The 25,620-nt window shown below is 39.3% G+C and carries 19 protein-coding genes and 1 rRNA gene; 17 read left to right on the top strand and 3 right to left on the bottom strand.

Going from position 1 to position 25,620, the window contains the following annotated elements:
- Positions 1 to 91 precede the first annotated feature (91 nt).
- Positions 92 to 1,585 (bottom strand): RICIN domain-containing protein, encoded by a 1,494-nt coding sequence (locus FFM62_RS04745; RefSeq protein ID WP_115471078.1) that lies wholly within the window; start codon positions 1,583 to 1,585, stop codon positions 92 to 94.
- 327 nt (positions 1,586 to 1,912) lie between these two features.
- The gene (locus FFM62_RS04740) at positions 1,913 to 2,515 is read right to left on the bottom strand and encodes a TetR/AcrR family transcriptional regulator (protein WP_115471077.1); all 603 of its coding nucleotides are present in this window, start codon (positions 2,513 to 2,515) and stop codon (positions 1,913 to 1,915) included.
- Positions 2,516 to 2,649: 134 nt separating this feature from the next.
- Here FFM62_RS04740 and FFM62_RS04735 point away from each other — a divergent pair, with 134 nt between their 5' ends.
- The 4 genes from FFM62_RS04735 to FFM62_RS04720 all read left to right on the top strand — a co-directional run bounded on the left by FFM62_RS04735 (position 2,650) and on the right by FFM62_RS04720 (position 8,208).
- Complete coding sequence (locus FFM62_RS04735; protein WP_115471076.1) at positions 2,650 to 5,169, top strand: YhgE/Pip domain-containing protein; 2,520 nt, start codon at positions 2,650 to 2,652, stop codon at positions 5,167 to 5,169.
- A gap of 273 nt (positions 5,170 to 5,442) precedes the next feature.
- Entirely contained in the window at positions 5,443 to 6,888 is a 1,446-nt protein-coding gene (locus FFM62_RS04730; protein ID WP_115471075.1) for a catalase, read from the top strand.
- Between the two features lie 233 nt (positions 6,889 to 7,121).
- The gene (locus FFM62_RS04725; protein WP_115471074.1) at positions 7,122 to 7,763 is read left to right on the top strand and encodes a hypothetical protein; all 642 of its coding nucleotides are present in this window, start codon (positions 7,122 to 7,124) and stop codon (positions 7,761 to 7,763) included.
- Positions 7,696 to 8,208 carry a hypothetical protein gene (locus FFM62_RS04720; RefSeq protein ID WP_115471073.1) on the top strand — a complete coding sequence of 171 codons (513 nt, stop codon included), beginning with the start codon at positions 7,696 to 7,698 and terminating at the stop codon, positions 8,206 to 8,208. Before FFM62_RS04725 ends, FFM62_RS04720 begins: the two co-directional genes overlap by 68 nt.
- A 48-nt stretch (positions 8,209 to 8,256) precedes the next feature.
- Here FFM62_RS04720 and FFM62_RS04715 read toward each other — a convergent pair whose 3' ends face one another.
- Positions 8,257 to 8,796, bottom strand: coding sequence for a TetR/AcrR family transcriptional regulator (locus FFM62_RS04715; protein WP_115471072.1), 540 nt, complete (start codon positions 8,794 to 8,796; stop codon positions 8,257 to 8,259).
- 153 nt (positions 8,797 to 8,949) lie between these two features.
- Here FFM62_RS04715 and FFM62_RS04710 point away from each other — a divergent pair, with 153 nt between their 5' ends.
- The 13 genes from FFM62_RS04710 to FFM62_RS04650 all read left to right on the top strand — a co-directional run.
- Positions 8,950 to 9,906 carry a TerC family protein gene (locus FFM62_RS04710; protein ID WP_115471071.1) on the top strand — a complete coding sequence of 319 codons (957 nt, stop codon included), beginning with the start codon at positions 8,950 to 8,952 and terminating at the stop codon, positions 9,904 to 9,906.
- Positions 9,907 to 10,063: 157 nt separating this feature from the next.
- Positions 10,064 to 11,644 carry an amidase family protein gene (locus FFM62_RS04705; RefSeq protein ID WP_115471070.1) on the top strand — a complete coding sequence of 527 codons (1,581 nt, stop codon included), beginning with the start codon at positions 10,064 to 10,066 and terminating at the stop codon, positions 11,642 to 11,644.
- 136 nt (positions 11,645 to 11,780) lie between these two features.
- A complete protein-coding gene (gene pth, locus FFM62_RS04700; protein ID WP_115471069.1) occupies positions 11,781 to 12,347 on the top strand; it encodes an aminoacyl-tRNA hydrolase in 567 nt (188 codons plus the stop codon).
- 17 nt (positions 12,348 to 12,364) lie between these two features.
- The gene (gene mfd, locus FFM62_RS04695; protein ID WP_115471068.1) at positions 12,365 to 15,865 is read left to right on the top strand and encodes a transcription-repair coupling factor; all 3,501 of its coding nucleotides are present in this window, start codon (positions 12,365 to 12,367) and stop codon (positions 15,863 to 15,865) included.
- 4 nt (positions 15,866 to 15,869) lie between these two features.
- On the top strand, positions 15,870 to 17,468 hold the full coding sequence (locus FFM62_RS04690; RefSeq protein WP_115471067.1) for a polysaccharide biosynthesis protein: 1,599 nt from the start codon (positions 15,870 to 15,872) through the stop codon (positions 17,466 to 17,468).
- On the top strand, positions 17,459 to 17,737 hold the full coding sequence (locus FFM62_RS04685; protein ID WP_075268826.1) for an RNA-binding S4 domain-containing protein: 279 nt from the start codon (positions 17,459 to 17,461) through the stop codon (positions 17,735 to 17,737). Before FFM62_RS04690 ends, FFM62_RS04685 begins: the two co-directional genes overlap by 10 nt.
- A gap of 131 nt (positions 17,738 to 17,868) precedes the next feature.
- Positions 17,869 to 18,240 (top strand): FtsB family cell division protein, encoded by a 372-nt coding sequence (locus FFM62_RS04680; RefSeq protein WP_115471066.1) that lies wholly within the window; start codon positions 17,869 to 17,871, stop codon positions 18,238 to 18,240.
- A 237-nt stretch (positions 18,241 to 18,477) separates the two neighbouring features.
- Positions 18,478 to 19,452: a tRNA lysidine(34) synthetase TilS gene (gene tilS, locus FFM62_RS04675; RefSeq protein WP_115471065.1), complete on the top strand. Its 975-nt coding sequence runs from the start codon at positions 18,478 to 18,480 to the stop codon at positions 19,450 to 19,452.
- Positions 19,453 to 19,558: 106 nt separating this feature from the next.
- Positions 19,559 to 20,155 carry a hypoxanthine phosphoribosyltransferase gene (hpt, locus tag FFM62_RS04670; RefSeq protein ID WP_115471064.1) on the top strand — a complete coding sequence of 199 codons (597 nt, stop codon included), beginning with the start codon at positions 19,559 to 19,561 and terminating at the stop codon, positions 20,153 to 20,155.
- Positions 20,156 to 20,233: 78 nt separating this feature from the next.
- Positions 20,234 to 22,315 (top strand): ATP-dependent zinc metalloprotease FtsH, encoded by a 2,082-nt coding sequence (gene ftsH / locus FFM62_RS04665; protein ID WP_115471063.1) that lies wholly within the window; start codon positions 20,234 to 20,236, stop codon positions 22,313 to 22,315.
- A gap of 174 nt (positions 22,316 to 22,489) precedes the next feature.
- Positions 22,490 to 23,383: an Hsp33 family molecular chaperone HslO gene (gene hslO / locus FFM62_RS04660; protein WP_115471062.1), complete on the top strand. Its 894-nt coding sequence runs from the start codon at positions 22,490 to 22,492 to the stop codon at positions 23,381 to 23,383.
- Positions 23,384 to 23,491: 108 nt separating this feature from the next.
- Complete coding sequence (lysS, locus tag FFM62_RS04655) at positions 23,492 to 24,973, top strand: lysine--tRNA ligase (protein WP_115471061.1); 1,482 nt, start codon at positions 23,492 to 23,494, stop codon at positions 24,971 to 24,973.
- A gap of 473 nt (positions 24,974 to 25,446) precedes the next feature.
- Positions 25,447 to 25,620: ribosomal RNA gene (locus FFM62_RS04650) — 16S ribosomal RNA — on the top strand; the annotation flags it as partial.

Genomic DNA, 25,620 nt, shown 5'->3' with positions numbered 1-25,620 from the left:
ATGCATTTTTAGCACAAAGAGGTTGGGACCGTTGTTTGGTCCCAACCTCTTTATATATATCCTGAAATGAAGCTGTTTATCTTTCAGCCTTTCAATTTGTTTCGTTAAATGGCGTTGAAACAGGAGAATAGAGTTTTTCTAAAGCATTATCCCCGTTCAAACTATTAAAGTACTTTTCGAAAGCTGCCCAACGATGAGGATACATTGTTTGGATAGCTTGCATGTCATGTGAATTACCCAAACTTGAGATAACTAGTTGGGTGAATTCTGCAAATCCTTCATCTTCATTAGAAGATCCATAGTCAGAAACAGCAGCAGCATCGGCTTTGACTGCGTCAGTCCATTCCTGTGTATGTGAATAATCGTCAGAATTAGGGTCATTGAATGTCAAACTATGTCCGAGCTCATGGGCACCAGTCATGGCAATCTGACCATTTTTAGGTAGGAAATTCATACGAATTGCCATCATATCTTTACCTGTATTAAAAGTGTTACCATCATTATTAGTTTGGAACACATTAGTGATATATTGTCTAAATTTATATGGAATCACTGCATAAGCTTTGGCGATTTCTTTGGCTTGACTAGCCTCGGTTGTATAAACATTGATTACCTGTTGTGGCTGTTCTGTTATCGAGTTGTTTAAAGTAACGGCTGTTCGATAACCTTTTACGTTTCCATCTTTAGAGTATTCAGAATAAGTTGTGGCGGTTGATTTAGATAGTTTATAGGTTGTTTCATAGCCGGTTGATTCAGCATTTACACCACGATTAACTTGTGGGGAACCGCCATTATCTAGCACTTTCCGTAATGCGGCAGCTTGATCACTAACTGATTCATTGAAAAATTCATCGGTTGCGACACCCTTCAGAACGCCACGCATATGAGCTGAACGAGAACTTGCTGCAGACGTATAGTTGAACAGACCAGTTTGTTCATCTGAAGTCAACGATTTGAAGCCGTCGGTCGTAAATACTTGAGATACTTTGTCCATTGTTTGTGGATCTAATTCCCAATAAGCTGACTTACCATGACTAGTTGATGAAACGACATGAGTTTTGTCATTGTCTTGTGCTAAATATTGGCCAGTATCTTTATTTTTAATTAGATAAATATTTTTCTTACCAGCAACGTTGCTGGCAGGAACAGATTGTAATTCCCATTGGTTATTGGTAATTGATTTGTCAGTACTTGTATCTGAAAAGTTGATGGCATTGCCAGCGCCGCTAGTTAATAGTTTTTGACTATTTTCATTGGTTAGTTGATAATGGCCGGAAGTCATATAGTTTCCAGTCCATAGTGATTGTGATCCTGATGCGGGTTTATCTGTAATGGCTGGTGAACCTGATTGATCACTCAAATATTGGTTTGATTGGTAGTTTTTCAAATAGAAATTTGATGCTAATAGGTGCGTATTCGCCGCACCAGTAGGATCAAGTAAGTCTACTAATTGTTGCGAAGTAGTGTCTGCTTGGACCGATTGTGCATTAAAAAAGGCTAGTCCCGAATTAAGAGCGATACCGCCTGATAGTAGACTCAATATAATTCCCGGATAGATGAATATTTTTTTGCCAATTAGTCGCATAGAAAACCGCCCTTTATATATCGTTATAAGTTGATGTGATTTATTGTAAGATATTTTTTCACAAATGCTAATTACGAAAAATGGAAAATCATTACTTTGTTAAAGCGCTTCTTTTGATAGAAACCGTGACAATGGGGTTTCAAGGTTACAAAAAAATTACAAAATTAAATTTGAAGATTTTAAGAATTATTTTAAATACTTTTTGAACGGACTTAAGTCTAGTTTACATACATATTAGTTAATAGTAATAGAAATAAAAAGTGAACAGAGCAATACAGTCATAACCTAAAGTTACATTTGTATTATTCTGTTCACGTCGGTTGTTATCTAGTCAAAGGCAATTAAGTCATGCGGTGCCATAAAACGACTCCGCATCAAAATTTCAGCGAGTTCTTCAGGTGATTCTGGATTCTCTTTATCGATCCAATGACGGACGATATTGAGAATGCTATTAATGGCAATTTCTTTTGTATAATCAATGGGTATTGCAGTAGAAAAATGGCCCTCGTTTTTCTGAAGTTGCATAGTAAAAAGATTATCTACCACATCTTTTATTTGTGAGAAAAATTGTGGATCACCATTAGTTGAAAATAAAGCATGCATGGCTGCCCGTTCGCCATCTACATATTCCAGTGCCTGATTAAACACACGATAGGTTGCCCCTGACCTATCAGTAGTTGAATCATTACTTAACGGTTCCTTGAGATTATCTTTCAAGGCAGCTGTAATATTCATAATCAACTCGTCTTCAATTTTAGACAATAATTCATATTTATCCGTATAATGTACATAAAATGTGCCACGACTTACTTTGGCATCCCGCGTGATGTCAGATACGGTAATGTTTGTAAAACCTTTCGTTTCAATCAGCTGAATAAAAGATCGTTTGATATTTTTTTGCGTTCTTGCGTTACGTTCTGCTTGTCTCATAATTTCTACTCCATTTATTGAACAACGTGTTAAAAATTGTCTATTGTACTAACTCCCTATTAGCATTAATATAATGCAGGTAGATAAAATATTCAACAAGTTGTTCAATATTTTACTAAGAAGGAGGGTATGCAATGCTAAAATCTGAATGGCAGTGGCTAAAAAAGCACAAGTTTTATATGTTAGTCATTTTTGTATTGTTTTTTGTGCCATCTATATATGCGGTTACCTTTTTAGGATCACTGTGGAATCCGTATGGTGAAGTGAGTAAATTGCCGGTAGCGGTTGTTAACAAGGATCAGGCAGTTACTTATCAAGGTAAAAAGCTAAAAGTTGGACATGATTTAAAAAATGAATTAGAAAAATCTGATGCAATGAATTTTAAATTCCCATCAGAAAAAGCTGCTGAAAAAGGTTTAGATAGTGGTAAATACTATACTGTTATTACGATTCCAAAGAATTTTTCAGCGCATGCAACAACTTTATTGGACAAAACACCAAAACAGATGAAACTGCAATATGAAACAAGTTCAGGACATAGTTTTATTGCCGGTAAATTATCTGAAACAGGTGCTCAAAAAATTGGTAATCAGATTTCTGACAAAGTCACGAAGATATACACCAAGACCATTTTTAAAGAAATGAAGCAAGCTGGTGATGGCATGACCAAAGCTGGTAAAGCCAACAAGAAGTTAGCAGACGGGGCAAATACCTTAAAATCTGGTAGTGATCAAGTCACGACTAATCTTGAAAAACTAGCAAGTAGTTCATTAACATTTGAAGATGGCGCGAAAACTTTAACGCAAGGTGTAGGTCAATACACGTCTGCGGTTGGTACGGCTAGTGATGGTAGTTCACAATTAGCTAATGGATTGAATCAGATGAACCAACAAGCACCAACGTTGATTAGTGGTATTGACCAGTTAAGTCAAGGAACACAACAATATACAGCAGCTGTCGGCACAGCAGCTGATGGTAGTCAGACACTTTCAACGGGATTGAACCAGTTGGATCAACAAATACCAACCTTTGCTAATGGTGTGAATAAGCTGAATGACGGGTTGTCACAGTTAAATCAGGAAATGGTTGATAATGATGTTAAAGGTAACTTAGCCAAAGTTCAAAAACAGGTCTCGGCAATATCGAGTGTTGTTGATGATACAAAATCAGCATTGCCTGATGATCAAACAATTAATAGTCAGTTTGATACCTTACAATCAGATTTAAAGGATTTGGCAAAGGCTAACGCAGCCGATCAAGATACGTTAACGAATAATGTGAATGCAGCTATGCAAGAGGCAGACATTGATATTTCTGATGAACAAAAAGCAAAATTTGTTAAATCATTAGTAAGTAAACAAAGTGATACACAAACTGCGCAAGTATTAGCCACAATGACTGAACATGCAAAGTCATTGCAGTCAAATGTGACGCAGTTGGAAGAGGTTGCCCAGAAACATCAAGCAACGTTGACTGAGTTAGCCCAATCAGCTAAGAATACAGATTTGCATCAAGTAAATAATCAATTAACCAAAATGGCAGAGTTGCCAGATGCGGTTGATCAACTAGCATCTGGATCACAACAGCTTAATGATAAAGTACCTGATGTACAAAAAGCAGTTGGCCAATTATCAGGTGGCGCGCAAACATTAAGTGATGGTCTTCAGACATTGCAAGGCAAGTCAGCTACATTAAATGACGGTGTCGCAACCCTACAGTCAGGTGCGCAACAATTGAGTGGTGGCGTTGGTCAATTGGCTAACGGTGCGCAAACATTAGACAATGGTTTGCAAACACTATCTGGCATGAGCGGTCAGTTGAATAGTGGTGCCAGTCAACTATCTAGTGGTGCCGGCCAAATTAGTGATGGATCGGGACAATTGGCAGACGCAGCTAAACAAATGGGTCCTGCATTGACTGAGATGAATAAGGGTAATACGACCCTTGCTGATCAGTTAGGCAAAGCAGGTAAACAAGCCGATCAATTGAAGGGTACTAAGGATACATTCAAACAAATGGCTTCACCAGCGACGGTATCGCATACAGAGAAGGATCAGGTACCTAATAATGGAACTGGTATGGTTCCATATATGTTCTCTGTGGGAATGTTTGTTGGTATGATGGCACTTAATCTGATGCTTGATATGGTGTCACCACGAGGAAAAGTTTCATCGTTGGGCGCATGGTTCGGTTCAAAGATGTTAATTCTATTTGGTATTGCAACCATGGCTGCAGTGACGCTTTATGCACTGAGTGATTGGATCTTAGGAATGGATCCGGTAAACCCAGGACAAACGATGTTAATCATGCTGTTGACGAGTTATGTCGATGCAGCGTTAGTGACAGCAATTTATATGTGGTTCGGTAAAGCCGGTGCCTTTGTTTCAATGGTATTGTTAGTTTTGCAACTAAGTGTTGCAGCAGGAACTTACCCAATTGAGCTATCAAATAAGTTCTACGAATGGTTACATCCACTCGTACCAATGACGTACTCAGTTAATGGTTTGCGTGAGACAATTATGATTGGTGGTTCGATATCAACAGAGGTAATCGTATTAGTGAGTGTCGGCATTGTTTCGCTTTTGGCAATGTTCATTTACTTCGTTGTTCATCTGCACAATTTTCGTATACTTAACGACATGCAATCAGAATAATTTAGATAAATAGATTTCGGTTTAATTGTAGAGCCGGGTAGAAACATTATTTGATGTTTCTACCCGGCTCTATTTTTAATAAAAATGATGATGATTGTCATGCGCTGATATGAAGCCTTTTGCTTATATATAATAAGTTTGCTTGTTATATTAATCACATTAACATAACAAATTAGTGTATTTGCATAATAAACGATTGACAGTATAATTAATTGTATAGATTTATGAAGTCTACATTTTAATTAACAGACAGATTATGAACGGGGGAATATAATGGCAGACAAGTTAACAACACAATCAGGACAACCATGGGCTAATAATCAGCACAGTTTAACCGCTGGTGAGCGTGGTCCTGTCTTGATGCAAGATTACCAATTGTTAGAAAAGTTGGCGCATTTTGATCGCGAGCGTATTCCGGAGCGTGTTGTTCACGCAAAGGGAACAGGTGCTAAGGGTGTATTTAAGTTGACTCACGATATGAGTCAGTATACTAAGGCTGATTTGTTCAATGGGGAGAATAAAGAAACACCACTTGCAATGCGTATTTCATCAGTGGCTGGTGAGTCAGGTTATCCAGACACAATCCGTGATGTTCATGGATTTTCTGTTAAGTTTTATACAGAAGAAGGTAACTACGATATTGTCGGTAATAACACACCAGTATTCTTTATCAATGATCCTCTAAAGTTTCCAGACTTTATTCACTCACAAAAGCGTGATCCACGTACTCACAAACGTGATGCAAACATGCAGTTTGATTTCTGGGCTCATTCACCAGAATCAATTCACCAAGTGACATATCTAATGGGAGATCGTGGTAATCCAACGAGTTTGCGTACGATGAACGGATACGGTAGTCACACATATAAGTGGGTCAATGCTGATGGTGAGCAATTCTGGGTAAAGTATCACTTTATCAGTAACCAAGGTGTATCGAACATGTCTAACGAACTAGCTGCAAAGTTGGCTAGTGAAGATACAGACTATTTACAAAACGAATTGTTTAACGCAATTGAAGATGGTGACTATCCTTCATGGACTCTTTCAGTACAGATTATTCCTTATCAGGAAGGTCTTGATTACAAATATGATATTTTTGATGTGACAAAGACCGTTTCACACAAAGATTATCCACTTCATGAAGTTGGGGTCATGACATTAAATGCCAATCCTGACAACTACTTTGAAGATGTCGAAGAAATTGCCTTTTCACCTGCTAACTTAGTACCAGGTATCGAACCTTCAATGGATAAGCTATTGCAAGGACGTTTGTTCTCATATAAGGATGCAGCACGTTATCGTTTGGGTGCTAATTATGAGCAATTAAAGGTTAATCGCCCACGCAATGAAGTTCATAATTATGCACGTGATGGCTATATGGCACAAAATCAAGATGGTAGTGTTAACTATGAACCAAATAGTCAAGGTGGTCCGGTTGAAGATCCGCATGCATCAATTACAGGTGATATGTTCAAGGGTATGACTGGTGCATATGAACCTTATGATACCGACTACTATTCTGCAGCTGGTCGTTTGTATAACATCATGTCTGAAGATGAGAAACAACGTCTAGTTGAGACATTTAAGAGTAATCTGGGTACGATTGATAGTCTTGAAAACAAGCAATTAATGGTACAACAAATGGCACGTGCTGATATGGATTATGGTAAGCGTGTGGCTGAAGCCATTGGTGTTAATATCGATGATATCGACATTTAATATGTTTTAAATAATATACAGTCTAGGACTGCTTTACAGTACTCCATAGTTGTCAGATTTTCAGATCTAACAACTATGGAGTATTTTTAATGAATTGAAATAAGGTATTATGTTTTTTGGAAAATAAATTTACAAAAAGACGTCTTTGTCATACTTGCGCCAATAAAGTTGACGTTTGTAAAGTTTGGTAGTTATACTCAGGGAGAAATAAACAAAAAAGGGGATAATGAATAATGACAAAGAAAGAATTAGTAAAAATTGCTTCTGCACCAGAATATTATGAAAAATATGGTATTCAACCAGATAAGGTTGCAATAAAAGAAGATGGTATGCATACGGATGGTGAATCTGGTAATTATGAGTGGTGGTATGCAGATATTAATTTCGATGATGGATCAAATCTTGTTATTACTTTCCATACGAAGCCATTCACATCACCACAGTTACCATTAGCTCCGATGGTATCAATTGATTTTAACGGTGCGGATGGTAAAAATATATCTAAGATGTTTAATGGCCAAGCTTCGGATTTTAGTGCGTCAACAGAGAAGTGTGATGTGAAAATTGGAAAAAACGAATTTAAAGGGAATTTAAACTCATATACTATTCACGTAGAAATTGAAGATTTAGTCGCTGATGTGGTGATGACTAAAATGATTCCTTCTTGGCGTCCATCGACTGGGCATGTGTTATATGGTGCTGAAGAGCAATATGAGTATGGCTGGTTGGTTGCCATACCAAAGGGACAAGTAACGGCAAATATTCAATATGCTGGTCAACAGAAAAGTTATCAAGGTGTCGGTTATCATGACCATAACTGGGGAAATAAAAAATCTAATTGGTTTAAAACACCATGGCTTTTGGGGACGTGCTGAAGTAGATGGTTATACATTTATTAATGCGATTAACTATGCGCCAAAAGAGTACGGCAAGCAGAATTTTACAATGTTTATGTTAGCTAAAGGGGACGAGATAATTGCTGATGATGAGTCAAAGGTAACATTTTCATCGTCAAATGAATTCATCGATGAGGTAACAAACAAGCCAATTGCTAAAAATATTTCGTATTTGTATGATGACGGCGATAAAAAGTATAAAATTTCATATGAAATTGAGAACGTTATTTTACAGATGCGAATGATAAACGTTTTGCCACCAGAGCAACAGGCAGCTATGAAAGCACAACAGATGGATCCAGCCTATTTGCGGTTTACGGGTATAACTACTTTGGAAATTTTTGATCATGATGAATTAACTGAAAAGCATTCAGGTAATGCTATTTGGGAAAGTATGTACTTTGGTAATCCAGAAGACTTTTAATTGTAACTTTATTCAAGATTAACTGACATAAACTGTCAGTTTTTTTATTTAGAATAAAACGGGATTTCCGAGCATATCTGAAAGTTCAGTAGCAACTTTGTCAATGTTTTCTACTTTATCATAGCCAATTTGATAGAGGATCAAAGCGCTTAACCCTCCAGTGAAAAAATTGTAGATTGCTGGATTGTTTAGAATAGTTGCGTCTTTAAATAGTGATAACACATCCTGCAATTTTTCATGCAGTTCTTCTAAGAAAACATCCTCTAAATTCTGTTTAATTAATAAGTTGATTAATTCATGACGTTTCCAAAAGAAAAATAAGGTGTATTTAATAAAATCTTTTAAGTAAAAAGGTTTCTGATTAACGAAACCTTTTTCAAAAAACTTATAATCTGTAGATATAAGATATCTGGTTGCCTCTAATTTTGTGGTAAAAAGTTTGTAAAATGTTTGCCGAGAAATTTTAGCATTTTGACAAATCATTGTAATTGTTATTTCAGAAAACGGATATTGCGTCATTAAGTAAAATAAGGAATCAGAAAGAACATCCATTGAGCGAATGGCTTTAGTATTATTGCCTGTATACATGCTAATTTCTCCTGAATATAAGTTTGTTAATTAGTAACATAATATTTTTGATAGTAGGGTAAGTCAAGAAAAAGGATAATCGTTTTTTATAGCGGTTAATCTGATACAATGGATTGAAGTATTGATTGTAAATAAAAAAAGGAAGCGTACTTAATGACAGTTAGTATATGGGTTTGGATCGGTTTTTTTCTATTTGTTATTGCAATGTTAGCCTTAGATTTAGGCGTTTTGAATAAAAAAGATGAAGTCCCAACATTTAAAAAATCTCTTTTGCAGACAGCGATGTGGGTGGTGTTAGCCTTTATCTTTGCCGCCGGCATTTGGTATTTTGAAGGCAGCGGTCATGCAATTGACTTCGTGACTGGTTATTTGCTGGAAGAATCACTAAGTATGGATAATTTGTTTATATTCATCTTAGTTTTTGGTTTCTTTGGGATTGAAGCACGTTATCAACACCGTGTCCTATTCTGGGGTATTTTTGGTGCGATTGTGATGCGGCTACTCTTTATTTTGGGTGGTGCCGCATTATTGAGTAAATTCGAATGGCTGATGTATCTATTCGGTATTTTCTTGGTTTATACTGGTATTAAGATGTTGTTTGACAAAGGTGATGATAAAGATTTGAATGACAGTAAAATCATCCAAGTTTTGCGTAAAGTATTACCGGTTAAGGATGATGTCAGTAAACCACATTTTATGGTTAAAGAAAATGGTAAATGGTTTGTGACACCATTTCTAATCGCCTTAATTTTTATTGAGCTGTCAGATATTCTATTTGCGGTTGATTCTATTCCAGCCGTATTGGCCGTGACGCAAGATACGTTTATCGTGGTGACCTCAAATATTTTTGCGGTACTCGGATTACGATCATTATTCTTTGCCTTGTCAAAGTTATTGCCAATGTTCCGTTATATAAAATATGCTTTGGCACTCATCTTGGCATTTATTGGTGCCAAAATGTTGATTAACGAAGGTGGTAAAATGGCTGATTGGCATTTTGAAATTAATAATGTTGCTTCGTTGATTGTTATCGTTGGTTTGCTTGCGATTGCAATCATTGCATCGATTGCCAAAACTCGTTGGGAAGATTCTCACGGGACAAAAAATTAAATGATTGGACCGTCAATCTACCAAGTTGAAATGGTTAGATTGACGGTCCTTTTAAGTTATAATGAAAAGCATAAAGTGAAGATAAGTCATGCCGCTAATTATGCATTATTTTAGTTGGGGAGCGTACGATAAAATTTTGACTTTGGGGGGACATCAAATGAACAGAGAACAAAAAATAACAATAGGGGCTGCTTTGACGATACTAGCTGGGGGAATTGGTTTTTTTGCTCGGCAACGGATTGTTCATGCAGATAGGAAGTCCTTGCAGCATGAGTATGCCCAAGGCTATGGCATTTCAGAATTTAGTTATCGGAATGCTTCAGCCAGTGATTTAGCGCAAATGATTCGCAGTGGGCAAGTTACTAGCCGCCAATTGATCAAGCATGTCGTTGCGCGCATTAAAGCAGATAATCCGCAGTTAAACGCTGTGATTAGTTTGCGTGAATCAGCTGCTTTGCAAGAAGCGGCTGATTTAGAGGATACTGGCCAGCCATTTTATGGTGTCCCTATTTTAATTAAAGGATTAGGACAGCAACTTAAAGGGGTATCTAATACCAGAGGTTTGTTAGCCTTAAAGAATAAACAAGCGAATGAGACCAGTGATTATGTGAAGCAACTACAGTCACTGGGGTTCATTATTATCGGCCAAACTAATTATCCAGAATTAGGGTTAATTAACGTGACCGATTCGAAACTGAATGGTACGGCACACAATCCTTGGCGTTTAAATCGTAATACTGGTGGTTCCTCAGGAGGGGCCGTTGCTAGTGTTGCTGCAGATTTTGTACCGCTCGCAACCGGTAACGACGCTGGTGGCTCATTGCGAATTCCAGCATCATTTACGGGTGTGATTGGACTAAAGCCAACCCAAGGTGCGATAACAGGTGACAGTACCGTCCCTTCAACAGTTAACTTTGCCAATGCTCGCTATATTTCTGACTTACAAGCATATTTTGCGGGGATGAAAAATGCAGAACATCCTGAAATGATAAAAGATGCACCGTCTGATTTAAAGCAGTTGAAAATTGCCTATTCGGTAAAATCTCCAGTGGGTACGAAAGTCAGCAAAGATGCCATTAAGGCAGTCAAGCAAGCGGTTAAGTTTTTACGTGCGCAGGGATATACTGTTGTTAAGAAAGATGCGCCAGTTGATGGTGAAAAGTTGATGAAAGCCTATTATACAGCAGCAACGGCGACGGGCAAGGATGCTAACGAAGCAATTAAAGCTGAAACTGGGAAATCGATGCGGTTTAAAAAGGTTTCGCCAATGACATGGGCATTGTACCAAGCAGATAAAAAACAAACCGCAGCGGATGACCAATTTGTTGCTAATGTCATGGTCCGAGTTGCCCAGCAGATGACCAATTTCCATGAGCAGTATCCAATTTACTTAACACCAACGACGGCGACAGCAGCACCTAAAAATAATGATCCTGCTTACCTGCCAAAATATGTTAAACGATTAAAACATATCAAAAAATTGGATCATGATAATCAAATCCAGTTGATTTATGATGCCTGGTTGCATGGCTTATCTAAGACACCATTCACACAATTAGCAAATATATCAGGTGAACCGGCTTTGAGCTTGCCAACCTATGTCACAAAGCATGGTTTACCTATTGGCATCCAATTGCAGGCGGCTAAAGGACAAGATCAAATGCTATTACAGTTAGGAAAAGAATTTCAAGATAATGGTCAATTTGAATCGTTTGATAGTTACCAAGCGAAAAAATAAAGCTCTTAGGACTATTAAATCGGGATAATTTGGTTTAGAATTTATAAACATTAGGTAAATAACGCACACGGGTGGGGGCTGACTAGTCTCGACCCATTTCGTGCGTTAATTGAATAAAAAGTGAGGCAAAAGAAAAATGAAAATGATTGTTGGCTTGGGAAATATTGGTAAAGAATATGATAAAACCCGCCACAATATTGGCTTTATGACGGTGGATGCATTGGCGGATAAGTACCAAGCTACATTCAAGCAAGATGGCGCACACCATGCCTTTGTGGCTGATGTACGCATTAATAACGAAAAGGTCTTGCTAGTGAAACCAACAACTTATATGAATGATTCAGGACAAGCAGTGCGCCCCCTAGTAGATTATTACAAGCTTGACTTATCGGATTTGTTAGTCGTGCAAGATGATATGGATATGGACCTTGGCCGTTTACGCTTACGTCAGAAAGGTTCTGCTGGTGGTCATAATGGTATCAAAAGTATCGCTAGTCAATTAGGCACCCAAAAGTTTAACCGTTTGAAGTTTGGTATTGGTCATCCGGCCCATGTGCAACAAGCAGTTGTTGATTATGTACTGGGTCGCTTTGGCAAAGACGAACAACCTGACTTATTGGCGGGATTAGATAAAGCGGTAGATATTTTTGAAGGCTTTGCAGCGGGGACAGAGATGCCTATGCTCATGAATCAGTTTAATTAAAGGGATAAAAATACGTTATGCGATTAACTGAACTTTTACAACAGGATAAAGCTTTGCAGCAATTAGCCACTGGGTTGACTAAAGGTGGTCGCCACTTGATGACGGGAATCTCTGGGACTGCTCGGACAGTCTATTTAGCAGCGTTACAACGACAAACGCAGCAACCAATGGTGATTGTGTCAGATAGTCAATTTCATGCCGACCAATTAGCAGAAGATTTGCAAGCATTGTTGGGTGATGAGCACGTTGCGATTTTTCCTGCTGAGGAAAGTTTAGCAGCCGAACTAGCCGTGACATCGTTAGATACACGTTTAGCACGAGTTAATGCCTTGCATCTATTGCTGACAGATCCACAGGCGGTAATTGTCACTGGTATTGCTGGTGCGCAACGTTACTTACCACCAGTTAAAGATTTCCAACAAGCGCAGCTGACCCTTGATTTTGATCATGAATATGATTTAAAAGATTTGGAAACGCAACTACATCAAATGGGATATCATCGGAATACGACGGTTGAACAACCTGGTGAGTTTGCCATTCGTGGCTCGATTGTTGATGTGTATCCGTTAAATGCTGATTATCCGGTTAGATTGGATTTCTTTGATACAGAATTGGATTCGATGCGTTCATTTGATGCTGAAAACCAACGTAGTATTGAAAATATGACGTCGTTAACTATTTTGCCAGCAACGGATTTAGTTATCAGTGATACTGGTCGGCAAGCAGCAAGGACTCGTTTAGAACTAGCAATGACAAAGCAACGTGACCAATTGGCAGGTGCGGATAAGCGGCATTTGACTGAAGCCATCACGCCCTTATTGACCACACTAGCAGATGGACAGCTTTTGCCAGAGATACGAGCATACCTACGTGCGCTGTACCCTGATGCAGCTAGTTTATTTGATTATTTGCCAGCAAATGGTGTCGCAGTCTTTGATGATTATCCCCGTGCTATTGAAAATGCGGCACAGATGCGCTTAGATGATACGAACTGGTGGACTGAAAAGCTTGATAAGCAACAAGTACTGACTGAAGCAGATTTTGGTTGGTCGCTAACTGATCAAGCACGTGATGTCCAACAAGCCAGTTTGATTTTTTCACCACTGCAACGAGGCATTGGTCAATTACGACAGACTAGTTTAACTAACGTCACGCTACGTCCAACACAACAATTTTTTGGCCAGATGCCTTTACTTAAAGGCGAGGTGGAACGCTGGCAAAAGCAAAACATGACGGTGATCTTTTTAACTAATTCAAATGACCGACAAGTCAAGCTGGTTCAGACCCTGAATGATTTTGGCATTAAGGTCAATCAAGTAGCAGTTGATGAGTTGACTACAGGTCGGACGCAATTAGCCACTTTGCCATTGAGTGCCGGTTTTGAGTTACCAATGCAAAAGTTGGTTGTGTTAACGGAAAAAGAACTGTTCCAACAGGTTCGTAAACGTGCACCAAAGCGACAGACACTGTCGAATGCGGAACGTATCAAAAGCTATAATGAGTTGAAACCTGGTGATTATGTTGTCCATGTCAATCATGGTATTGGTATCTATGAGGGCATGCAGACAATTGAAAACCGTGGTGTGAAGCAATATTATATTACGATTGCCTATCAAAAAGGTGATAAGCTATTTATCCCGGTGACCCAACTGGATTTGGTGCAAAAGTATGTCGGTGCAGCCGAAAAAGCGCCTAAAATTAATAAAATGGGCGGTACTGAGTGGCAACGGGCAAAGGCTAAAGTCGCTAAAAAGGTTGAGGATATTGCGGATGAACTCCTAGCTTTATATGCGGAGCGCGAAATTAAACAAGGTTATGCATTTGCCCCAGATGATGAGGCGATGCGCCAGTTTGAAGATGCCTTTCCTTATCCTGAAACACCGGATCAAATCCGATCAGTCAAAGAAATTAAGGCTGATATGGAAAAATCACGCCCAATGGACCGCTTGCTGGTTGGTGATGTTGGCTTTGGTAAAACTGAAGTTGCCATGCGCGCAGCCTTTAAAGCAGCTCATGAGGGTAAGCAAGTGGCCATGTTAGTACCGACGACTATTTTGGCCCAGCAACATTACGATTCGTTCCTGAGTCGTTTTGAGGGAACAGATTTGAAAATTGCTTGGATGTCACGTTTCCAAACCAAAAAACAAATGAAAGAACTCAAAGATGGGTTGAAGAATCATACGATCGATATTGTGATTGGGACCCATAGTTTATTGGCTAAAGATGTGTCGTTTAGTGATCTGGGATTGCTCATTGTGGATGAGGAACAACGTTTTGGTGTAAAGCATAAGGAACGTTTAAAGAGTCTGCAAACGAACGTTGACGTCTTAACACTGACCGCAACACCAATTCCACGTACATTGAATATGGCGATGGTCGCCGTACGTGACTTATCGGTCATTGAAACGCCGCCGGCAAATCGTTATCCCATCCAGACCTATGTGATGGAGCAAAATGGTCGCGTCATTGCCAACGCTATTGAACGAGAGATGGCACGTGGTGGCCAAACTTTTTATCTGCATAATCGTGTGGCAGATATTGAAAAGGTAGCGGGAATGATTCAAAGCTTAGTTCCTGAAGCACAAGTGGCTTACATCCATGGTCAAATGACCGAAACCCAAATGGAAGGTATTTTAGTTGACTTTATTAATGGGGAATATGACGTCTTAGTCACAACAACGATTATTGAGACTGGTGTGGATATTCCAAATGCCAATACGTTGTTTGTGGAAAACGCAGACTACATGGGACTGGCACAGTTGTATCAGTTGCGTGGACGCGTTGGTCGTTCCAATAATGTGGCGTATGCCTATTTCACTTATCCAGGAACGCGTTCGCTTAATGAAGAAAGTGAGAAGCGCTTAACTGCCATTCGTGACTTTACTGAGTTGGGTTCTGGCTTTAAAATCGCCATGCGTGATTTGTCGATACGTGGTGCAGGTGATTTGCTTGGTCAATCGCAACACGGATTCATTAATGCAGTGGGGTATGATTTGTATACCCAAATGTTGCAAGAAGCCGTCGCTGCTAAGCAAGGAAAACAAACCAAACGCTTTGATTCAGAATTGGATTTGCAGGTTGAAGCCTATTTGCCAGCGGATTACGTTGCTGATGGTCCACAAAAAATCGATTTGTATCAGCGTATTCGTAAAGCAACGAAGGAAGAACAGTTTGCTGAAATCACAGATGACTTGGTCGACCGCTTTGGCGATATACCAGCGGCTACCAATCGTTTGCTAATGGTTTCTCGATTAAAGGCGGTTGCCGATCAAGTCGGAGTTGCGCAAATTAAGCGTACAATCAATCAACCAATGATTGTGACCATAAGTTTTGATAAGCAAGCTCAGATAACTCGTGAGCAAGTCCAACAAGCTATGGTAACAACCAAAACACGTGGTCAGGTTAAAGTGAACGATCCAGTGTTATTTGCAATGGCTATTCAGCCAAAGCAAACGGATGATGAATGGTTACAAAGCTTGATGCAGTTTTTGACAGCATTATTGCCAAAAAAGGATTAGGAATATGAGTAAAAGTAGTCAAAATTTAATGGCGGGCGCTGGTATTCTGACATTAGCGGGGATTATTGCTAAAGTTCTCAGCGCCGTCTATCGAATTCCTTTTCAAAACTTGGTTGGGAATACTGGCTTTTATGTCTACCAGCAAGTCTATCCGTTATACGGCATTGGGGTCGTATTGGCTTTAAGTGGTTGGCCGCTGTTTATCTCGAAAATTATTACCGAACAAATTGATAATGAGCGTAAGCAGTTAGTGGCCCGGCGATTATTTTGGTTACTTTTTATCATTAGCTGTTTGTTGTTTTTATTTGTTTATGGCGGTGCGCCCTTGTTAGCGCTGGGGATGGGGAATGATTTAAAATTAACGCCAGTCATTAGATCTGTGGCTTGGATGTTTTGGTTCATGCCGTTCTTAGCAGTTGGTCGCGGATTTGCTCAAGGACAATTGCATATGATGCCGACAGCTGTTTCGCAAGTCATTGAACAACTAGCTCGTGTCGGGATTATTATCGGCGTAGCCTGGTGGGGTGTTCATGCTGGTTGGTCAATTTATAAAATTGGTACTTGGGCGATGGCAGCAGCTGCATTTGCAGCGATGTTAGCAACATTGTATATCAGTCGCACTATCAAATTAGTTTGGCAAACGCCAATTTCTCGGGCTATTAAGAAAGATCGAGAAATTGGCTGGCTACGGATTTTTCAGCGTTTGTGGTCAGAAGGAAACTTACTTGCCATGCTAGCGGGGCTATTAGTCTTGTTGCAGTTAGTTGATTCATTTTCAACGAAAGGCTTGCTAGTAAATAGTGGTTTAGGTGCGCATGCAGCTGAGTATGCCAAAGGGGTTTATGACCGTGGTCAGCCGTTAGTCCAGTTAGGAATGGTACTAGCAACTGCTGTCAGTACTTCTTTATTGCCAGTTTTACGGTCGCATGCCGTTCGAAAAGAAGATGGTGCTTTTATTCATGATTTTCAAATGATGTTGCGATTGTCACTGATTTTATCAGGTGTTGCGACTACTGGTTTAATTGCTATCATGCCAGTGGTGAACCAAGTACTGTTCAGTACCCGTGAAGGTAGTCAGGCATTAATGGTTTTTGTGCTCACAATTGTTCCAGCAACGATTATTTTGATTGTTACGAGTGTTTTGCAAAGTTTAGATTACACACGAGGCGTTGGCTGGTTTGTCATTTTAACGATGTTCATTAAGTACATTTTGAATATACTGTTGGTACCAAAATTTGGTATTATAGGTGCCGCAATGGCAACTTTATTATCATTAATACCGATGTTATATTTTGTCTTACGACGTTTACCGATAAAATTACGGCGACAATGGCATGGTCGATATTGGTGGTATAAACTGATAACGACGCTGCTCGTTGTTTTATTAACGGCTGGATCATGGTGCTGGTTGAGTGATAAGCTATTTGGTTCATCACGATTAGTTAGTTTATTGACACTGATTACTTCGGCATTAGTTGGTATAATAATGTTTATAGTGATGATTTGGCGTTTACGTCTATTATCAAAAGAAGAATGGTACACTTTACCAAAAGGGAATAAGGTATACAACTTCTTAGAACGAAAGGGAAACTTATGCGATTAGATAAATATTTAAAGGTAGCACGCTTAATTAAGCGCCGTTCAGTTGCAAAGGACATTTCAGACCAAGGTCGAATTGATATTAATGGTAAAACTGCCAAGTCATCTAGTGATGTTAAAGCTGGTGATGAGTTGACGATTCGTTTCGGAAACAAAACGTCAGTTATTTCAGTGGATGAAATTGTTGAGACAACCAAGAAGAATGAGGCGCAACATATGTACAGTATCGTCTCAGAGTCTTATGAACAAAATTTTGACGAGGACGTAAAGTAACTCTCTGTTACTTTTTTATATGAAAATGTTAAGAAACACTAATGAGAGTTAAGAAACTTTAATTCTTGCGGTAAAGTTGTGATAATAAAAAAGTAAGTAAACGATTGGAACGACTCGGAAGGCAATTAGTGATGCGTAAAACAAAAGAACAATCAAATATACGGCCACTAAATGCTGCCGGTAAACACCATATCGCGATTGAAGAACAACAAGCGAAATATACGCGTTATATTCACTTGCGTCGCCGCTTTCTTTTAGGTGTCTTCATGATTATTGTGGCAGTTATTGCCATGGTGAATTTTCATAAGCAGTATACCAAATATACGACAGCTTCTGCTGGTCTGGCTGAAACGACAAAGACACTCGCAACTGCCAAGACATCACATTCTAATTTAAAACAAGAAGTTAGAGATTTGGATGATGATAGCTACTTAGAAAAGTTAGTACGTGAGAAGTACATGTATACAAAAGATGGTGAGACCGTCTTTAATATTCCAAACTAGAATTTACAGACTTATCATTAATACATTTTTAGCATAAAAAGTGGTTGGGACATTTGCTGTGTCTCAACCATTTTTATTTTCGTCAAAAGATGAAATAAACTGATGCCTTAGATTCAACCCGTTTCGGCCACAAATGCTGAAAGTCACGTTACACACCGAATTCAACCCGCTTTGGTTCACACTGTGTATTTTTAGCCTATAATAGACTTAGCCAGAAAAAGGAGTACGTGTATAGGAATGCAACCTAGAGTTTTACGAGCTAATTTAATCCGCCACATTCGTGAACAACAGTTATTTGATGCAACAGATCATCTATTGGTTGCTGTGTCGGGTGGACAAGATTCATTACGATTATTAAGATGGTTAACGGAAGGTGATTTACCACAGGACCTGCAACCAAAGGTTAGTGCAATCTACATTAATCATCAACTGCGTTCTGATGCACCGCAGGAAGAAGCGTTGGTCAGGCAAGTTTTTGCGCAAACACCACATTTGCAGTCAGCAACTGTCAGAATACTAGATTGGACATCAGCACCAACAGTTTCCGTCGAGGAACAAGCACGCGAAAAACGATATGGCATCATGTTTTCAGTTGCCAAACAGGTTGGTGCCAATATGATTGTGACTGCCCATCATCAGGATGATCAAGTTGAGACTATTTTATATAAATTAGCACGTGGTAGTCGTTTAGAGCAGTTGACGGGGATGCCTGCTAAACAAAGGCTAGCAAATGGTTTGCAACTAGTACGACCTTTTTTAGGATTATCAAAGATGGCATTAAAGGATATTGTTAAGGAACCTGTGCAAGAATGGATTGATGATTATACAAATGATGACCAGCGTTATGCTCGTAATCGTTTACGTCATGCAATTATTCCTGACTTGCAGCGTATAAATAAGCAAGCTATGACACATATTATTGATTTTGCCGATCAATTAACAGCGTTACAAGCATTAGCTGCACCACAAATTGACCAATATGTAGTAGCATTAGAAACAGGTCAATTGGACTGGGAGTTACCTCAGGAACAATTGCTGTTAGTGTTACAAAAATGGTTAAAAAAACAACAAGTGTTAGATATTAAGAATCGCCAATTACAACAGGCCATTCAATTGATGAAAAATAAAAATGTTGCTGCTGGTACTGTTCATTTGAATGACCATCAAAGGCTAATTAGAGACCATCAATGGTTGAGTTTAGTAAAAAGTTAAAAGTTTTTCAGTTCTTTTAGTTATTGACTAAACATTTAGGGTCAAACATGGTATTCTTAAATTTATGTAACAGTAGGGGAATTAAGATTTAGGAGATTAATAAAACATGAACCAACCGGACATGAACAATGATATCGAACGGGTATTGTATAGCGAGGCAGAAATTGCACAAGCTGCCAAACGAGTTGGCGAACAATTAGCTGCTGACTACCAAGATCGAACACCAATTATCTTATCAGTATTAAAAGGTGCGGTTTTGTGGACAGTTGATGTGATGCGTCATATGCAATATGCGGAAGTCGAGTTCATCGATGTTTCTAGTTATAATGGTGGTATTGCCTCATCGGGTAATGTAGATTTGGTGACAGACCTACAGACTGATATCAATGGACGCGATATTATCATTATGGAAGATATTGTTGATACAGGTCGGTCACTAAAGTTCATGATTGAATTATTAAAGAGCCGTGGCGCAAAATCAGTTACAACTGCTAGTTTGTTGGACAAAAAAGACGGACGTGTTGTCGAAGCAACTGTTGATTATGTTGGCTTTGACGTACCAAAAGCCTTTGTGGTAGGGTATGGACTGGATTACAAACAGTTATACCGTAATTTGCCATATGTCGGCGTTTTGAAGCGTGAAGTTTATGATCCACAACATGCTGATATTGTTGACACGGTGGATATCACACCAAATCACTAATTTAAACTGGGAATTGAATTAATAGGATCGTACATAATATAAGGTAGTAACTGCTATTGCTATCTATAGGAGGAATTGATGAAAAACCAACGAAACGGGAATTTTGTCCGTAATAGTTTGTTTTACGTAATCGTAGTCCTCGGTATTATGGGGTTGATATATTGGGTAGCCGGGCCCACACAGACCTCAAATACTAAGACTATCTCTACGTCAACATTTATGACGGAATTACGTGACAAAAAGATTGATAAAGTCACGATTCAACCTGACGATGGGGTCTACACCGTTAAGGGTGATTATACAAAAGCGCAATCAAGTAAAAAGTCTAGCAACAATGACGCCTTTACCTCGTTGTTAGGTGGTGGTCAATCGGGAAAGGCAACTTCCTTTGAGACAAAGTTGGTTGGTAGTGACGATGTTATTGCCAGTGTGCAAAAGACTGCTGATAAAGCAGATACAGATATCACGACAAAGGCGCAGCCTACTAATTTCTGGGGAACGTTCCTAGTAACTATTTTGCCATTGATCTTGATGGTTGGTTTGTTCTACCTAATGATGGGTGGTATGAACCAAGGTGGTCAAGGTGGCCGTGGTAATATGATGGGAATGGGTAAGTCAAAGGCTAAGCCCGCTGACCCATCAGAAAACAAAAAGCGCTTTAAGGACGTTGCTGGTGCTGAAGAAGAAAAGCAAGAACTGGTTGAAGTTGTTGAATTCTTGAAGGATCCAAAGAAGTTCTTAAAGTTAGGTGCCCGTATACCTTCCGGTGTGCTTCTAGAGGGACCTCCCGGAACTGGTAAAACTTTGCTAGCTAAGGCAGTTGCTGGTGAAGCTGGTGTGCCATTCTTTTCAATTTCTGGTTCTGATTTCGTTGAAATGTTCGTTGGTGTTGGAGCAAGTCGTGTTCGTGACTTGTTTGAAAACGCTAAAAAATCTGCACCATCAATCATCTTTATTGATGAGATTGATGCGGTTGGACGTCAACGTGGTAACGGTATGGGCGGTGGTCACGATGAACGTGAACAAACGCTGAACCAAATGTTGGTTGAAATGGATGGATTCGAAGGTAATGAGGGTGTTATCGTCATGGCGGCCACAAACCGTTCTGATGTACTTGACCCAGCGTTGCTTCGTCCAGGTCGTTTCGACCGTAAGATTTTGGTTGGCCGTCCTGATATCAAGGGCCGTGAGTCTATCTTGAAGGTCCACGCCAAGAATAAGCCGATCGATTCAAGTGTTGACTTAACAGAAATTGCTAAGCAAACACCTGGCTTTGTCGGAGCTGACTTGGAAAACTTGTTGAACGAAGCGGCATTGTTAGCTGCTCGTCGTAACAGTACGACCATTACAGGTAAGGATTTGGATGAAGCTGAAGACCGTGTTATTGCTGGTCCAGCTAAGAAGGATCGTGTTGTGTCAGCTAAGGAACGTAAGACTGTTGCTTACCATGAGGCAGGACACGCCATTGTTGGTCTTGTGTTGAACGAGGCGCGTGTTGTTCATAAGGTTACGATTGTTCCTCGTGGACGCGCTGGTGGATATGCCATCATGCTACCTCGCGAAGATCAAATGTTGATGAATAAGACGGACGCTATGGATCAGGTTGCTGGTTTGATGGGTGGACGTGCTGCTGAAGTATTGATATTTAATCAACAATCTTCAGGAGCTTCAAATGACTTTGAGCAAGCTACTGGTATTGCCCGCGCCATGGTAACGCAATATGGTATGTCGGATAAGCTTGGTATGGTTCAGTTGGAAAAAGATGGTGGTCAGCAATATGGTCAACCACTTTACTCAGACACCACTTCACGCCTAGTTGATGAAGAAGTACGTAAAATCACGACTGATGGTTATAACACAGCTGCTGACATCATTACTAAGTACAAGGATAAGCATGAGGCAATTGCCCAAGCTTTGCTAGAGTACGAGACGTTGGATGAGAAGCAAATCTTGAGCTTGTTCAACACTGGTAAAATGCCTGATGAAGCTGCTTCTGAATCTGAAAAGTCAACACCAATGTCATATGAGCAGGCTAAGCAAGCTGCTAATGATAAATTGACTGAAGATGAAGATGTTGCATCTGAAAAGGCAACGGCTTCAGAGTCATTAACACATGATGATGAGTCATCAGATAATGACAACGATGATGATCGTGCTTAATGTTTAATAAATAAGCAATATAAAGTGGTTGAGACAGAATGAATGTCTCAACCACTTTTTGTTTAAAGTACATTTGTTACAACCGACTTCAAAGCGTTTTTCATCACACTCTCCTTTTTAGGCGCTGTATGTTACACTTGATAACGGAAAAACAATCAGAAAAGGGAAATCAATATGGCAGATAAATTAGTACGTGCGGTAACAAATGATGGTAAGTTTCGTGCCATTGCAATTGAAGCAACTGACATGATGAAAACAGTTGCCACGTTCCATGATGCTTCACAATTAGGCATTACGGTTTTGGGACGCGCTTTACTTGGTTCATTGATGGTATCGAATGCTATTCTGAAAGGTGATGAGCGTTTGGCTATCAGCATTGATGGCCAAGGGCCTGCGGGCAAAATAGTTGTTGAAGCGTCAGCACAAGGAGAGGTTCGAGGATATGTATCTAATCCACAAGTAACTTTGCCTTTAACTTCTCAGGGACAACCTGATGTGGCAAAAGCTGTTGGCACAGATGGCTATCTTTCAGTTAGAAAAGATTTTGGAACGGATGAACCATTTACAGGGCAAGTTGCTCTGGTGACTGGTGAAATTGGAGATGATTTAACTTATTACATGGCTAAATCTGAGCAAATTCCTTCAGCTGTAGCAGTATCTGTACTAGTTGATCCAGATGGTACCGTGGTGACGGCAGGCGGATTTATGATTTCAACATTGCCTGACGCAACTGATGAAGATATCGCATCGTTGGAAGACAAATTGGCTAATTTTCCAGCAATCTCAACACAAATGCTTGAAGGATTTACACCAACGGATTTACTAAATAAACTATTTGGAACTGATCAAGTAAAAGTGTTGACAACAACTGAAGTTAATCTATATCCAGAAATTGCCAAGCATGATTATTCACGTATGTTAGCAACATTGCCGTTGTCAGAATTACAAGAAATTTTGGCTGAAGACCATGGCATTGAAATTGTTGATCGTTTTACGGGTAAGATTATTAACTTTGATGAAAATGAATTACAAGCTATTATTGCTAGTAAAGATGCAAATGGTTTGTAAAATTAGTCCTGAGACTTGCAAAATGGACGGAAGATTGGCAAACTTATAAATATGTATGATGGCAACATCAACGAATTAATAAAGGGAAAATGAGGCAGGAATAGGAATATGGCTGACCAACAAGTGTCGTTAAACGACCAAATGATCAAGCGCCGTGAAAAGATGACTGAACTGCGTGATGCAGGTATCGATCCATTTGGTCACCGCTTTGATCGGACGCATATGGCATCTGAACTACATACATTGTATGATGATGTTTCAGGCGAAGATTTAGAAACACAAGCAAATGAAGTTGCAATTGCTGGACGTATGATGACAAAACGTCGTTCAGGTAAGATTAGTTTTGCTGACATTAAGGATCGTTCAGGACGTATCCAAGTGTTCGTACAAAAGCCAGTTGTAGGTGAGGACGTCTATGAATGGTTTAAGAAATCTGATTTGGGTGACTGGTTAGGTTTCAAAGGAACAATGATGAAGACTCGTGCCGGAGAGTTATCATTAAACGTTACTGAAATCACACATCTTTCAAAAGCTTTGCGTCCTTTGCCAGACAAGTTCCATGGCTTGACGGATGTTGAAACAAAGTATCGTCAACGTTACTTGGACTTAATTGCTAATGACGATTCATTTGAACGTTTCCAAAAGCGTTCAAAGATCATTTCCGCTGTGCGTGCTTATATGGATGGTGATGGCTTTACTGAAGTTGAAACACCAATGCTACAAAATGCAGCCGGTGGTGCAGCTGCGCGTCCATTTATCACACACCATAATGCATTAAACATTGATCTATACATGCGTATTGCGCTTGAACTACACTTGAAGCGTTTAATCGTTGGTGGTATGGAACGTGTTTATGAAATTGGTCGTGTTTTCCGTAATGAAGGAATGGACCCAAAGCATAACCCTGAGTTTACTGTTATGGAATCTTATGCTGCATTCTGGGACCTAGGCGATGTCATGACTGAAACAGAAAATATCTTTAAGGCAGCTGCTAAAGCGGTTTCTGAAGATCTGACAGTTACTTATCAAGGACAGACAATCGACTTGAGCAAGACGTTTGCACGTAAGCATATGGTCGATTTAATTAAAGAACAAACTGGTGTTGATTTCTGGCAAGAATATACACTAGAAGAAGCTCGTGCAATTGCCGATGAAAAGGGTGTTAAGTATGAACAATACTGGGGTGTTGGTCATATTATTAACGAGTTCTTTGAAGAATTTGTTGAATCTACTTTAGTTGAGCCAACGTTTGTCTATGGGCATCCTGTTGAAATCTCACCATTAGCAAAGAAGGCTGATGATGACCGTTTTGCACAACGTTTTGAATTGTTTATCGCCGGTGGCGAGTATGCCAACGCCTTTACTGAATTGAACGACCCAATTGATCAACGTGAGCGTTTTGAAGCACAAGCGGCAGAACGTGATGCGGGTAACGATGAAGCGGAAGGCATTGACGAAGACTTTATTGAGTCTTTGGAATACGGTATGCCGCCTACAGGTGGATTAGGTATTGGTATTGATCGTTTGATCATGCTATTAACAGATGCTGAAACAATTCGTGATGTTTTGTTGTTCCCAACAATGCGTTAATAGAATTATTAATAAGTATAAAAGGCGATTGAGACACTTGTTTTGTCTCAATCGCCTTTTTGTTTTTTTATAAAATTAAAGCTTGCATTTTACCGTTCATAGTCGTATTATATAAAAGTTGGGTTTTGGAGATGGTGAAAATAATCAATTCAAAATCCATCAAAACTTATCTGAATTATAGTGTTGACATTTACAAATGCATACTGTAATATAGTTTAAGTTGTGAGTCACAAAGCTTGTTCAAAATTTCGATTTTGAATTTAGTGGTTGACAACTATTACGGTTGTTGATATACTGATTAAGTTGTGAGACACAACGTAGGCCATTGAAAACTGAATATCGTTTCGATGAAACAAATGTGTAGGGTCATCAAGTATTTTACTTGATACAAAACATTTGCGAAGTCAATTCGCTAGTAAATTCGTTTAACTTCTGTTAAACAACAAATAACAAATGAGTTATACTCAAGCTTTTAAAATGAGAGTTTGATCCTGGCTCAGGATGAACGCTGGCGGCGTGCCTAATACATGCAAGTCGAACGCTTTGTCTTTAATTGATATGAAGAGCTTGCTCTGATTTGATTTTATCTGACAAAGAGTGGCGAACGGGTGAGTAACACGTGGGTAACCTACCTCTTAGCAGGGGAT

The organism is Weissella thailandensis (genome assembly GCF_005405465.1).
GTDB lineage: Bacteria > Bacillota > Bacilli > Lactobacillales > Lactobacillaceae > Weissella > Weissella thailandensis.
The sequence above is the reverse complement of the archived record's forward strand: the minus strand, read 5'-3'. Positions and strand labels throughout refer to the sequence as shown.